Source organism: Devosia sp. (genome assembly GCF_014860165.1).
Lineage (GTDB): Bacteria > Pseudomonadota > Alphaproteobacteria > Rhizobiales > Devosiaceae > Devosia.
The window spans coordinates 157,553-171,166 of the sequence record NZ_JACZKG010000075.1; the positions used below are offsets into that span (position 1 = coordinate 157,553).

Consider the following 13,614-nt stretch of genomic DNA (forward strand, 5'->3'; position numbering starts at 1 on the left):
GAACCGACCAAGGGTGAACGCCAACAATGAGTGACGTGACAGCGAAGCCCGCTGCGCCCCTGGATGAAGTCATGCTGGCGATGGACGTGGTCGACACGCTCCGTCACCGGCAGGATCTGGCTGTGCGTGAACTTGGCACCGATGCCAAGGAAAAACAGCTCATCGACAAGCTGCGCGATATCTATCACCATCAGGGCATCGAGGTGCCCGACCACATCCTGCGCGAGGGTGTGGCCGCGCTGCAGGAAAGTCGTTTCGTCTATGACCCGCCCGCGCCCGGCCTGGGCACGACGCTGGCGCGGCTCTATGTCGGCCGCAAGCGCTGGGGCAAGCCAGTCGGGGCGGCGCTGCTGGCGCTGCTGGTGCTCGGTGTCGGCTATTTCGGCGTCTGGCGGCCCTATCAGAACGGGGTGGCCGAGGCGGCGCGGATCGAGCTCAGCGAGGGCCTGCCGGCGCAGATGGATGCGCTTTACCAGACGATTTTCGAAGAGACCAAGGTGCAGCAGGCAGTGCTCCAGGCCGAGGCCCTGCGGACGCGGGGCAAGACGCTGGCCGCCGAGGGCAACCGGGCCGGCGCCGAGGAAGCGGTGACCGATCTCACGGCTTTGCGCGACCAGTTGCGGCAGGAATATACGTTGCGCGTGGTCAACCGCTCCGATGTGAAGTCGGGCTTCTGGACCTTTCCCGAGGTCAACACCGCTGCCACCAACTACTATATCGTGGTGGAGGCGCTGGACGCGGACGGCAATGCGCTGAGCCTGCCCATTCTCAACGAGGAGACCGGGTCGACCGAAGTCGTCAGCATCTGGGGCGTGCGCGTGCCGGAGGCCGTCTATGAAGGCGTGGCCGCCGACAAGCTGGACGACGGCATCATCCAGGCCAACGAGGTCGGCCGCAAGTCGGATGGTTTCCTCGAAGTCGAATACAATATGCCGGTTCTCGGCGGCGCAGTAACGCGGTGGTAAAGCAATGAGCATCCGCGGACCCGAAGCGCTGGCGAGCCTGGACGAGGCGATGCGCGACATTCGTCGCGAGGAAGAAGACATCAGCAAGCGCCTGGCGCGCTCAGCCGAGAAGATCGGCAAGATCCGGGAAACCGAGGCCGAGCTGTTCCGGCAGCTGGCGCAGCTGCGGCTTGACCCGGCGGTGCAAGGGGAACTCGATGGGCGCATTTCGGCCGCGGAAGCCAAGGCGCGCGACATGCTCAAGGCCCATGCCAAGGAGCTGAGCAAGGCCGAAGGGGACATTGCTGAGCTCGACGCAACCCTGGCGCGGCTGACCGGAGAGCGGACCGAGGCGCTCAAGGTTTTCGAGGGGCACCAGAGCGAGCTCAAGGCGCTGGCCGCCCGGCTTGGCGCCACCATCGCCAAGGACCCGGCTTTTGCCGCCAAGCGCAGCCAGGCGAGCGAGCTGGAGGCCATCGCGGCCCAGTCCATGAGCAAGACCGAACAGGCGGAGACCGATCGCGAGCAGAAGGGCAAGCCCTATCGCGATGACCCGCTGTTCATGTATCTGTGGGAGGCGGGCTACGGCACTGCCAGCTATCGCGCCAACAATTTCATCCGTTATCTCGATGGCCTGGTGGCCAACCTGGTCGGCTTCCACAAGGCGCGACCGAACTTTGCCATGCTGAACGAAATCCCGCTGCGGCTGCGCGAGCATGCCGAGCGGCAGATCGCCAATGCCCGGGCGGCCGAAGCCGAACTGGATGCGCTGGAAACGGCAGCCATCGACAATGCCGGCGGCAAGCCGGTGCGCGAGGCCATGGAGGCCGCGCAGCAGAAGATCGACGCGCTCGACGCCGAAATCGTGGCGACCGAGGATCGCCGCGACGAGACGGCCAAGATGCTCGGCCAGCTGTCCCAGGGCGGCAACCCGGCCGTAGACGGCGCGCTGAACGATTTGGCAACGGCGCTGGGGCGCGAGGACATCCAGACATTGCTCGCCGAGGCGCGGCGCACCCGCACCGGGCAGGACGACACCATCGTCGCCCAGATCGACGATGCCCGCGCCCGCGCCAAGGAAGAAGAGGGCGAGACGCGCGAACTGAACGAGCGGCTCAAGACGCTGGCGGCACGGCGGCGCGAGCTCGAGGATATCCAGTGGGAGTTCAAGAAGCAGCGGTTCGACGATCCGCGCTCGACCTTCCGCGAAGACAAGCTGGTCGGTGACCTGCTCAACGATTTCCTGCGCGGCGGCATATCGGCGGCATCGTATTGGGACCAATGGCAGCGCAGCCAGAACTGGAGCGCCGGCACCAGCGACTGGGGCGGCGGCGTGGGCCTACCCAACAATGGCCGGCAGCGCGCCAATTCGCCCTGGCCCGAGGCGGGCGGCAACACCTTCAACTGGCCCGATACCAGCTTTGGCGGCAGCGGCAAGTCCAAGCCGCGCGGCAATTCAGGCGGCTTCGGCGGTGGCTGGGGCGGCAGCTCGGGCAGCGGCGGCGGCTTTTCCCGCCCGCGCACCGGCTCCACCGGCACGCGCAAGCATTCTGGTTTCAAGACCGGCGGCGGATTTTAGGATCTAGTTCGCCGCGGGCTGGGCCATCAATTCCCAGACATTGCCTTCGCTATCCTCGAAATACGCCGAGTAGCCCCATTCGGACTGCGTGCCCGCGGTGATCACGGCGCCGCCCGCGGCGAGGACCTTGCGCAGGATGTCGTCGACCTCGGAGGGGCTCGACGCCTGGTGGCTCAGCACGAAGCCAGGCGTGCCAGCCACCGCGACATCCTTTCCAGCGGTCTGGGCGATCTGCTCGCGGGGGAAGAGCACGAAGGAGAAGTCGTTGGGGAAGAAGAAGGCCACATGGTCTTCCCCTGCCCCGATCTGCTCGTCGTCCAGCTCGAACAGGGCGCGATAGAACACGAAGGCCCGCTCCAGGTCGTCAACGCCGATGGTGATGATGGAAATCGACGGCTTCATTGGGAGACTCCTCTGTTCGAAACGAGGTTTACCCCACCGCGCTCCCGGGCGGTACCCTAAGCTGCCCGATCCGGAGCTGGTCCGGACCGGGCTTGGGCGTCAGGACCGGGCGAGCAGGTTGCGCAGCTTGCCGAGCGCCGTTGCCATGTCTTCCCGATAGGCAATGGTGCCCTGGAACTGTCCGTCACGATCGAGCAGGAACACCGAAGCGGTGTGATCGATGGTGTAGTCACCACCTTCGAGCGGTACCTTTTCGTAGAACACGCCCCAGGCCCGGGCCAGGCTATCGATCTGCACCGGATCGCCGGTAATGCCGGTGATCCGGTCGCTCACCCAGCCGACATAGTCACCCAGCAGGGCCGGCGTGTCGCGTTCCGGATCCACGCTGACGAAATAGGCGCGCAGGTCCTGCCCCTCCTCGCCCAGGGCTTCGAACCAGGCCGCCATCTCCGCCATGGTGGTAGGGCAGACTTCCGGACAGTGGGTGAAGCCGAAGAACAGGGCCGAGGGATGGCCGGCGAACACGGTCTCATCGACCGGCTTGCCGTGGTGATCGACGAGGTCGAACGCGGCGACGCCGAAGCTGCCGGCCACCTTCTGTTGCGGGCGCAGCAACAAGGCACCTGCAACGGCCGTCAGCGCCAGCCCCAGCACGGCCACCCAGAGCCAGATGCGCAGGGTGCGGAGGGCCATCAGTGCACCATGGCACCGGCGGGCATGTCGGCCGCAGCGGCCGCGACGGGCAGCAGCACCTCTACCGACCCGGCCTTCTCGAAGGTCAGCGTGACGGCGACCGTCTCGCCTTCCACGAAAGCCTGCTTGAGGCCCATGAACATGATGTGGACGCCACCGGGCGCGAGAACCACCGTCTCGCCCGCGGGGATTTCGAGCCCTTCGGCGAGCTGGCGCATCTTCATGACATCGCCTTCCATGGCCATTTCATGAATCTGGGTTTCCCCGGCAACCTCCGAGGTGGCCGAGACGAGGCGATCGGCCTCCGTGCCGGCATTCTCGATGGTGAGGAAGCCGCCGCCGACGGGCGCATTGGGCAGCGTGGCGCGGGTAAAGGGCAGCGAAATGTTGATGTCGCCGAGATGGATGACGCCATTGTGGGCAAGGGCGGGGGTGACGACGAGAATGGCAGCCGCAAGGGCGGCGCGAAGCAGGCGGATCATGATGATAGTTCCGGTAATTGAATGGGTCAGGACGGCCAGGGGCCGGTGCGTCAGACCGGAACCGGAGGGGCGCGGGGGCCGCCTGAGGGTGCGACAATGCGCGGGAGCACAGTCGGGGACGTCGCCAGACGAGGCGCGGCCAGGGCGGCGCCATAGGCGGCTGGCAGGGCGTGTGGCGTGGGCAGGACGATCCCGGCCTTGCCAATGCCGGTGGCCGGACATTTGGCGATGGAGACGTCGCCGCCTTCGGTGGCGCCTGCCGCCGAGCACAGCACCCAGCTCGCTTGCGTCAGGCTGTAGCCCAGCTCTTCAAAGGCAAGCTGGCTGGCGCGGGCCTGGTGCAGCGGCGCCAGCACCGTCAGCAGATAGATGGCCAGCACGGCCAAAGCCGTCCCGATCTCCCTGCCGATGCTGCGTCCCTGGATCATGCGCAATTCCTAGGGGCGAATGGAGCATCACTCAATAGCCGATTTGTCGCGGCTGCTTGATCCAGGTCAACGTCAGGCGCTGGGAATGTAAGTCTCGCTGCAGAGCGCGATGAAGCTCTTCATCGCCGCCGACAGGGGCGAGGTCTTGCGGCGCGCCACCAGCAATTGGCGCAGCGCCCAGGGCTCGGCCAGCGGGGCGCAGACCAGATCGGTGCCGGCGAGCAGATGCAGGCTCGTCGAGCGCAGGAAGCCGATGCCGAAACCGGCCTCGACCATGCGCACGAGCGCGGGAAAGCTCTCGACGCGCAGATTCTCGACCAGCGGCTTGCCGGCCTTGCGGGCGGCCTCGCCCAGCAGCCGATCGAGCGATCCGGCCTGGTGGATGCCGACAATGGGATGGTCGATCACCGTCTCGAAGCCGATCTCCTTGCGCGGCTCGATCTGGGCGGCCAGCGGATGATCGGGCGGCGCCAGCACCCAGACCCGGTCATCCTCGAAGGCCTTGATCTCGAAGCGGGTGAAATCATAGTGGTCCGAAACGATGGCGACGTCGGCCCGGCCCTCGTCGATGGCCAGCAGCGCCTTGGCGGCGCCCATTTCCTGGATATCGAGTGCTATGCCGGCATGCTTGGCGGTGTAGCGCGCCAGCAGTTCCGGCAGCCGGCCGGTGAGTGCGGAGCTGGTACAGGCGAGCCTGAGGCTGCCGCGCAGGCCGCTGCCGAAATCGGCCATGACGGCATCAAGATCGGCAATGGCCCGCAGCACCGTGCGGCAACCCTCGGCATAGGCCTGGCCGGCGGTGGTGAGCTTGACGCCATGGGCGGAGCGATCGAACAGCACCACGCCGAGCCGGCTTTCGAGGTCGGAGACGCGGCGGCTCACCGCCGAAGAGGCGATGCCCTCGCGCTCGGCGGCGCGCCCGATGGAGCCGGTTTCGGCCAAAAGAAGGATGAGGCGCGCCGTGACGCTGTCGAATGGTGCCATGTCGTCTCCCTGCTGGCACCATACTCATCGGCGTCAGATCAGCAAGGTCACGCCGCGGATGAGATAGAAAATCCCTATGGCAGTGACGATCCATCGGGTCCAGGCGCGGAAATTGGCGTCGGTCAGGCGCTGCAGGATCCAGTGTCCGGCACTGGTGCCCGCGATGGCGAAGGGCGCCGCCACGGCAATCGCGGCCCATTCGAAAGGCGCCAGGACCATGGCGGCATTCCAGTAGAACACCACCTTGGCGGCGTGGGAGATCACCTGCGTGGCCGCCTTGGTGGCGATGATCTTGCGACGGTCCATGGTGGTGCGGATGAAGAAGATATCGACCGTGGGGCCGGAGACGCCCACCGCCAGATTGAGCCCGCCGCCGAGCAGGCCGCAGACGAAGGCATGATGGGGCTTGCTTGCATCAAGGGCCAGCCAGGATTGGGGAATCCAGACCAGTATGGGCAAGAGGCCAATGGCGATGCACACCGTCGCCAGATCGGGCGTGTAGCGCAGGATGAACAGGGCGATGCCGGCGACCAGCAGGCCGAGGCAAATGATGCCCAGAATCTTCCAGTCGATATAGTCGCGCGAGAACCAGGCGCGCGAGCCATTGGCGACGATCTGGATGGCGCCCTGCACGGCAATGGCGGTGCCCACAGGCAGAATGGCCAGCAGGATGCCCAGCAGCACCAACCCGCCCGCCATGCCGAAGACGCCAGACAGGGTCGAGGTGAAGAACACCGCCAATAGCAGGGCGGCGGCAATCGGAAGGCTCATGAATCAGTCTCCAACACCGCCTTGTCATGCGCCCATCGGCAAAACCGCGCCATGTTGGATGCGGCAAGAGGGGATGCCGGAATCCGGGTGGCGTAGCCACGCGGGCGACGCTCGATGTTTGGACAGCAGCCGGCAAGGGCCCTGCCCCCGTGAGGGGAGGGGCACGGTTGCGAGAATGGGTGCAGACGATCTGCGCGTCTGGTGCGCGTGGCCCCACCAGATAGGAACTGCCGGTTACGTACTCGCCGCCCTGGCGTTCGCCTGCGCCACCAGTTCGTCCGGAATATCGTCGAAGCTGGCATAGTTCATGTTGTAGAGCTTGGCGTAGAGCCCGCCTTTTTCCATGAGCTGGTCGTGGTTGCCGGTTTCGATCAGCTCGCCATTCTGCAGCACGATGATGCGGTCGGCGCCGCGGATCGTGGCGAGGCGGTGGGCGATGACCATGCCGGTGCGGCCCTCGAGCAGGGTCAGCAGCGCCTTCTGGATCTGCCGCTCGGTATAGGAGTCGATATTGGCGGTGGCTTCGTCGAGCACCAGGATCTTGGCATCGGCCACCAGCGCGCGGGCAAAGCTCAGCAGCTGCCGCTGACCCAGCGACAGGTTGGAGCCGCGCTGCTCCAGCATGCCGTCATAGCCGCCGGGCAGGCGGGTGATGAAATCATGCGCGCCCACGGCCTTGGCCGCCGCGATGACGTCCTCGCGGGTGGCCGAGGCCTTGTTGTAGCGGATGTTGTCGAAGACGCTGCCGGTGAACAGGAACGGCTCCTGCAGCACCATGGCGACCTGCTCGCCGAGGGATTGCTGGGTGACGTCGCGCACATCGTGGCCGCCCACCAGCACGGCGCCGGACTGCACTTCGTAGAAGCGATGGACCAGCGACATGGCCGAGGTCTTGCCCGAACCGGTCGGCCCCACCAGGGCAACCGTCTCGCCCGGATTGACCTTGAAGCTCACATTCTTCAGCACCGGACGATCGGCACTGTAGCCGAAGACGACGTCGCGGAACTCGACCGAACCATCCATGTCCCGCGTCAGCGCGATGGCATCGGGCTTGTCGTTGATGGAGGCCGGAATATCGAGCACTTCGGTGATGCGGCGGCCCGAGGTCATGGCGCGCTGCATGATCGAATATTGCATCGTCAGGGAACGAATGGGATCGAAGAAGCGCTGGATGTAGAACAGAAAGGCGACGATGACGCCGATTTCCAGCCCGCCATTGAGCACCAGCGAGCCGCCCACCACCACCACGATGGCCATGGCGATGCCGGTGAGGCTGTCCACGATCGGCACCATGACCTGGGCAAAGCGCGAGCCGGTGAGCTGGGTGAGCAGGTTGTTATAGGCCTTGTCGTCGAAGAGGTCGAAATTGACCCGCTGGCGATCCAGATTCTGCACGGTGCGCACGCCATTGATGCCTTCGGCCATGGCGCCGGCGGTGATCGAATTGGTCTCGTGCGCCGCCCAGAAGGCGCGCTTGGCCGGCGGCAGCCAGAAGATGCGCACGATGAACAGGATGGGCATGGTGGAGAGGGTCAACAGGCCCAGCCGGAAATCGAGCGTCAGCAGGACCACCACGATGCCGACGAGCAGCACCATGTCGCCGACCGAGATCACCGAGGTCTCGAGAAATTCCTGCATGGAATTGACGTCGCCCTGCAGGCGGCTCATCAGCCGACCCACTTCGGTCTTGTCCATGAAGCTGAGGGACACCCGCTGCAACTGGGCGAACATGGCCCGGCGCATGTCGAACAGCACGTTCTCGGCCACCTGCCCAACCTGGCTTTCCTGGATCCAGGAGGCGGCGTAATTGATCACGACAACGACGGCAAAGGTCGCCACGGCCCAGAGCAGGTTGGTCGAATTGCCACCCTGGGTCATGCCGCTGTCGATGGCGCGGCCGATGATCAGCGGGATGGCGAGCTGGGTGGCGGTAAAGACCAGGACCGCCGCCACCGAGAGATAAATCTTCAGGCGATAGGGCCGAACAAAGGCCCAGATGCGGCGCACGGTCTTGGGATCATAGGCCTTGCCGAAGATTTCCTCTTCGATGCGGTGCGAACCGACGCTGGCCCGCGGCGGGCGCTGGCCCGGAAAGCTGGCGACGTCGCGGTCGTCCTCTTCGATCGCTCTCATTGGGCGGCGCTCCCGATCTCGATGTCTTCAGTGGGACGGGTCTGCAGGTCATAGAGCGCGCGGTAGCGCCCGCCCTGGGCGAGCAGCTCCTCATGGCTGCCCTGCTCAACGATCTGGCCGCCTTCGAGGAACAGGATGGTATCGGCATGCAGCAGCGAACTCAGGCGATGGCTGATGACCAGGGTCACCCGGTCGCTGGCATAGCGCCGGATGGCGCTGCGGATGCGGTGCTCGGTGCCGGCATCGATGGCGGCGGTGGAATCGTCGAACACCATCACCGCCGGCCGCAGCACCAGGCTGCGCGCGATCGACAGGCGCTGACGCTGGCCCCCCGACAGGGACACGCCGCGCTCGCCCACCACGGTGTCGTAGCCCGCCGGCAGGCCCATGATGTAATTGTGCAATTGCGCGCTTTCGGCGGCTTTCTCGATCTTGGTTTCCTTGGCCCAGGGGTCGCCATAGGCGATGTTGTTTTCGATGGTGGTGGTGAAGAGGAAACTGTCCTGCTGCACGACCGCGACGGCGCGGCGGAGCGACTGCAGGGAGACCTTGCTCACATCCTGCCCGTCGATGGTAATGCGGCCGCCGCTGACATCGTAGAAGCGGGGGATGAGGTGGGCGAGCGTCGACTTGCCGCTGCCCGGCGCGCCGACAATGCCGATGGTCTGGCCGGCGCGGGCCTCGAAGCTCACCCCGTCGAGCGTGGGATGGGTCGCACCCTCATAGGAGAAGCGGACATCCTCGAAGCGCAAGGTACCCTCGGTGACCTTGAGCTCGGGCGCGCCGGGCGCGTCTGATATGGCCAGGGGTTGATCGAGAAAGGCGTAGAAGCGGTCGCCGCAGGTGGAGGCGCGGGCGAAGGAATTGACCATCAGCCCGAGCTGGCGCACCGGCATCTGGAGGATGGTCATGAAGGTGAGAAAGCTGGCCAGCGTGCCCACGCTCATCTCGCCGGCTATGACCTTGTTGCCGCCGGCCCACAGGACCAACCCCATGGCAAAGAAGAATGAGAAGGTCATGAAGCTGGTGTTGCGCACCCGCACATGCACGCGCTCATGGGCCAGGGCCAGGGCTTCCTTGGAAGCATGATCGAACTTGGCCAGTTCGAAATCCGCGCCCGAGAAGGCCCTGACGACCCTGATACCGCCGAGATTCTCCTCCATGACCCGCGACAGCGCCGAGAGCTTTTGCTGGAGCGTGAGCCAGGTGGCGCGCAAGGTGAGCTGCGCCACCGAGGAGCGCCAGGCGACGAAGGGCACGAAGCTGAGCGCCAGCAATGCGAGCACGATATCGGTGGTGAGCAGCATATAGGCGCCGACGCCGATCAGCACCGAGAGCAGCACCACGCGCACCAGGCCCGTGGCGAAGAACATGCGCAAGCCATCGAGGTCGAGCAGGCCCACGGTGATCAGATCGCCGGTATGGACCTTGTCATGATAGGAATAGGAGAGGCGCTGCACCTTGTCGTAGAAGGCCAGCCGCAATTCGTAGCCGACATGGTGGCCGACCGATTCCGAATAATAGTTCTGCACCAGGGTGAAGAAGCCGCGCGCTACCGAAACGCCCAGCAGGGTCATGGCGCTCCAGAACAAAGCCTGTTCGGCGCCATCTGCCCCGGCATCGAGAATGCCCTGCGCCTGGTCGACGGCGTGACCGAGCAGACGCGGAATCAGCAGTTGCAGGACTGACGCAATGATGGTCGCGCCGATCGCCGCGGCGGCCTGCCAGGGATGGCGGAGTGAATAAAGCGCAATTCGCGTCAGCGGCCCGCGGCCCTTGCCCGCGTGAGCGGCGGCCACGTGAGCCCGTGCATCGCCGCGTGAATGGACGCGGCCAGCCTTGTCGGTGGTCAAGGAAGTATCCAGACTTCAATATATGTGTGGGTCCAGGCGGGCGGGAGGAACTAGCCGAAGCCCGGACAAATCAACTCGCAGTGAATAATCAACGCCCATTCGCGCTGCCATTCAAGATCGAATCTATGCAAAAAGCGCAAAGAATAACGTTCCAACGCGGGTGTGGCGCGCCGGGCACGCGATCAGGGGCTGGCGTTGAGTTCGGGGTAGATCACGGCCGAGCATTGCCGGTTTTGCGCATCGAGCAGGGCCTGTTCGGCTGCGGTGACCATGCCGGTCTCGACGGCGTTCCAGAGATTATTGGTGGTGACGCCCGCAAGCCCGCATTGGCAATAGGTGACGCACATGTCGGCCGGCGTGCCGCCCGCCTCGCAGGTGCTCTGGCACGAGCGGAGAAAGGTTACATCGCGCATGGCGACCTGCGGCTGCAGCAAAGCCGCGGCGGGGTAGACCAGTCCGAGCAGGATCGGCTGATGAACCAGATAGATCAGCAGGCTCCAGCGCCCGAGAAAGGCAAGGAGGCGCGGCAGCCGGCCGGGCGGAGCAATGGCGGCGAGGCGGTTCGACCAGCCGGCGGCCAGCACCAGCCGCATGGCGATGATGCCCAGCAGCACCGCGCCAAACCAGGGGAAGACCGGCACCAGGTCATTGGCCGGCGGCGGCACCTGCCAGAAGCCGAGCCAGGACCACGCCTTCTCGTTGAACAGCGGGTCCGAATAGAAGAACGGCAAGGCGATGACCACGGCGGCGACTGTTATCGCCAGCCAGGGCGGGGTGCGCAGGAAGGCGAGACCCGTCAGGCTGAACAGGGCAATGGCATGCAGCACGCCGAAATAGACGAAGCTCTGCGGGAAGGCGAAAGACGTCGCCACCGATATTGCCAGCGCACCGAGTAGGACGAAAATCCAGCGCCGCAAGAAGCTGCGCCAGCGGATGCCGCTGCCATGCCCAAGAACAAGGCTGACGCCAGCAAGGAAGAGGAAAACCGCAAGAATGCTGCGGGCAAGCAGCACCCATGCCGGGTCGTAGCCGACATCGGCAGCGATGAAGCGGAAATAGCTGAGGTCCCAGCACAGGTGATAGGCCACCATGGCAATGATGGCGACGCCGCGGGCTATGTCGACGATGGCGAAGCGGGGGCGGGGAGCGAGGTCACTCATTTCGTCTGTCGCGCCACCACTGCCAGGAAATCCTCGCCATAGCGGTCGAGCTTGGCCTGGCCGACGCCGGGGAGGTTGAGCATATCGTGGGGATGACGGGGCACGGCCAAAGCCATGGCCCGCAGGGTGGCGTCGTGGAAAATGACGTAAGGCGGCACGCCCTGGGCCTTGGCGATGCGGGTGCGTTCCTCGCGCAAGGCTTCGAACAGCGGCAGCGCGTGTTCGGGCACTGTCGCCGCCCGGGCCAGCGCGCGACGGACTTCGACCGATTTCTTGGGCCGGTCCTTGCGCAGGGTGACGGTGCGTTCGTGCTTGAACACGGCGCGGGCGCCCTCACCCAGGGTCAGGGCGCCGTGATTGGCATGATCGACGACGATCAGCCCAGAGGCGGTCAATTGCCGGATGACCGATTGCCAGACCTTGGCATCGAGGTCGGCGCCCTGGCCGAACACGGCCTGGTTCTGGTGGCCGAAGCGCTCGACCTTTTCAGTGGCCTTCCCCATCAGCACGTCGATGACATGGGCGGCGCCGAAGCGCATGCCGGTGCGGTAGATGGCGGCCAGGGCCTTGATGGCGGCCTCGGTGCCGTCCCAGGATTCAACGGGCGAACGACAGGTATCGCAATTGCCGCAATTGCCGGGATGGGCCTCGCCGAAATGGCTGAGGATGGCCTTGCGGCGGCATTCGGCGGTTTCGCAGACGCCGAGTAGCGCATTGAGCTTGCCATGTTCGACGCGCTTGACCTCGTCAGGGGCATTGCCTTCGTCGATCATGCGGCGGCGCTGCACCACGTCGGCCATGCCATAGCTCATCCAGGCGTCGGCGGGCTGGCCATCGCGGCCGGCGCGGCCGGTCTCCTGGTAATAGGCTTCGATCGAAGCCGGCAGGTCCATATGGGCGACGTAGCGCACGTCGGGCTTGTCAATGCCCATGCCGAAGGCGACGGTGGCCACCATGCAGATGTTTTCCTCCTTGAGGAACGCATCCTGGTTGGCGCTGCGGCGCTCGGCGGGAAGGCCGGCATGGTAGGCCAGTGCCGGAATGCCCTTGGAGGACAGCCATTCGGCCGTGTCCTCGACCTTTGCCCTGGAGAGACAATAGACGATGCCGGAGCTGCCCTTGTGGGCGGCGAGGAAAGCCAGCAATTGCTCGCGCGGCTTGTCGCGCTCGACGATGGAATAGGAGATGTTGGGCCGGTCGAAACTGGTCGTGAACACCTGGGCCTGTTCGAGCCCCAGCCGCTCGATGATATCCTCGCGCGTCGTCGCGTCTGCCGTGGCGGTGAGGGCAATGCGCGGCACGCCGGGGAACAACTCCACCAGATGGATCAGCTCGCGATATTCAGGGCGGAAATCGTGACCCCACTGGCTCACGCAATGAGCCTCGTCGATGGCGAACAGCGCGATGTCGATGCCGCTGAGCATATTAGCAAAGCCCGGCGTCGCCACGCGTTCAGGTGCGACATAGAGCAGGTCGAGCTGGCCGTTGCGCAGCTTGCGGCGGACTTCGGCGGATTCTTCTGAAGACAGGGACGAGTTGAGCGCCGCGGCCGCCACGCCGGCCTGCTTGAGCGCCTCGACCTGGTCGCGCATCAGGGCGATGAGCGGCGAGATGACGATGCCGACCCCCGGCCGGCAGATCGCCGGGATCTGGTAGCACATGGATTTGCCGGCGCCGGTGGGGAACAGCACGACGGCGTCGCCGCCACCCACCACGTGCTCGACCACGTCGGCCTGCTGGCCGCGGAAGCTCTTGTGGCCGAAGACCTCGCGCAGCACCGTGAGGGGATCGCGCGAAGAAAGGCGCGGTCCCGCATCGAACAGATCGAAGCTTGATTCAACGGTGCTCACCCCGCCCTTGGATCACAGGGGCGGGGTGAGCCGCAAGGCGGGAGAAATCACGTGTCGGCGCTATCCACCGACGATCTCGCCGCCATTGGGATGCAGCACCTGCCTGTCGGCACAAGCGGATCGGGTGAGGTCCGCGCGGGTGGGATAAGGGCTCGACTGCCGTTGCGTTGGCCGGAGCGGGAAACCGGAAAAACCACTCCGTTCCCTATGCCACCATGTCCGGTTGACGCGCGCCGGACCTCTTTGTGGCAAATCGCTGGGGCTGGGATGGTTCCCACCTTGGCGACGGAGGGACGGCTCCCCTCCCCCTTGAGGGGAGGGGCGGAGGGTGGCTC

At 65.4% G+C, this 13,614-nt stretch carries 12 protein-coding genes; 2 read left to right on the forward strand and 10 right to left on the reverse strand.

Annotation, left to right across the window (positions count from 1 at the left end; genetic code table 11):
* Nucleotides 1-26 precede the first annotated feature (26 nt).
* A complete protein-coding gene (locus IH615_RS20120) occupies nt 27-965 on the forward strand; it encodes a DUF6384 family protein (RefSeq protein ID WP_291364765.1) in 939 nt (312 codons plus the stop codon).
* 4 nt (nt 966-969) lie between these two features.
* Nucleotides 970-2,523: a hypothetical protein gene (locus tag IH615_RS20125; protein WP_291364767.1), complete on the forward strand. Its 1,554-nt coding sequence runs from the start codon at nt 970-972 to the stop codon at nt 2,521-2,523.
* Between the two features lie 3 nt (nt 2,524-2,526).
* Here IH615_RS20125 and IH615_RS20130 read toward each other — a convergent pair whose 3' ends face one another.
* From IH615_RS20130 to recQ, 10 genes are all read right to left on the reverse strand, one after another.
* Nucleotides 2,527-2,925 (reverse strand): VOC family protein, encoded by a 399-nt coding sequence (locus tag IH615_RS20130; RefSeq protein ID WP_291364769.1) that lies wholly within the window; start codon nt 2,923-2,925, stop codon nt 2,527-2,529.
* 99 nt (nt 2,926-3,024) lie between these two features.
* A complete protein-coding gene (locus IH615_RS20135; protein ID WP_291364771.1) occupies nt 3,025-3,618 on the reverse strand; it encodes an SCO family protein in 594 nt (197 codons plus the stop codon).
* Nucleotides 3,618-4,100: a copper chaperone PCu(A)C gene (locus tag IH615_RS20140; RefSeq protein ID WP_291364772.1), complete on the reverse strand. Its 483-nt coding sequence runs from the start codon at nt 4,098-4,100 to the stop codon at nt 3,618-3,620. The genes IH615_RS20135 and IH615_RS20140 overlap by 1 nt, the downstream gene beginning before the upstream one ends.
* A gap of 50 nt (nt 4,101-4,150) precedes the next feature.
* Nucleotides 4,151-4,528 (reverse strand): hypothetical protein, encoded by a 378-nt coding sequence (locus IH615_RS20145; RefSeq protein ID WP_291364773.1) that lies wholly within the window; start codon nt 4,526-4,528, stop codon nt 4,151-4,153.
* A 72-nt stretch (nt 4,529-4,600) separates the two neighbouring features.
* A complete protein-coding gene (locus tag IH615_RS20150) occupies nt 4,601-5,512 on the reverse strand; it encodes a LysR family transcriptional regulator (RefSeq protein WP_291364775.1) in 912 nt (303 codons plus the stop codon).
* 33 nt (nt 5,513-5,545) lie between these two features.
* Nucleotides 5,546-6,283, reverse strand: a complete 738-nt coding sequence (locus tag IH615_RS20155; RefSeq protein WP_291364777.1) for a TSUP family transporter — start codon at nt 6,281-6,283, stop codon at nt 5,546-5,548.
* Between the two features lie 234 nt (nt 6,284-6,517).
* Entirely contained in the window at nt 6,518-8,416 is a 1,899-nt protein-coding gene (locus IH615_RS20160; RefSeq protein ID WP_291364780.1) for an ABC transporter ATP-binding protein, read from the reverse strand.
* Nucleotides 8,413-10,269 (reverse strand): ABC transporter ATP-binding protein, encoded by a 1,857-nt coding sequence (locus tag IH615_RS20165; protein ID WP_291364782.1) that lies wholly within the window; start codon nt 10,267-10,269, stop codon nt 8,413-8,415. The genes IH615_RS20160 and IH615_RS20165 overlap by 4 nt, the downstream gene beginning before the upstream one ends.
* Before the next feature lie 182 nt (nt 10,270-10,451).
* Nucleotides 10,452-11,429 (reverse strand): heparan-alpha-glucosaminide N-acetyltransferase, encoded by a 978-nt coding sequence (locus tag IH615_RS20170; RefSeq protein WP_291364783.1) that lies wholly within the window; start codon nt 11,427-11,429, stop codon nt 10,452-10,454.
* Nucleotides 11,426-13,252 carry a DNA helicase RecQ gene (recQ, locus tag IH615_RS20175; protein WP_291364795.1) on the reverse strand — a complete coding sequence of 609 codons (1,827 nt, stop codon included), beginning with the start codon at nt 13,250-13,252 and terminating at the stop codon, nt 11,426-11,428. The genes IH615_RS20170 and recQ overlap by 4 nt, the downstream gene beginning before the upstream one ends.
* Nucleotides 13,253-13,614 lie beyond the last annotated feature (362 nt).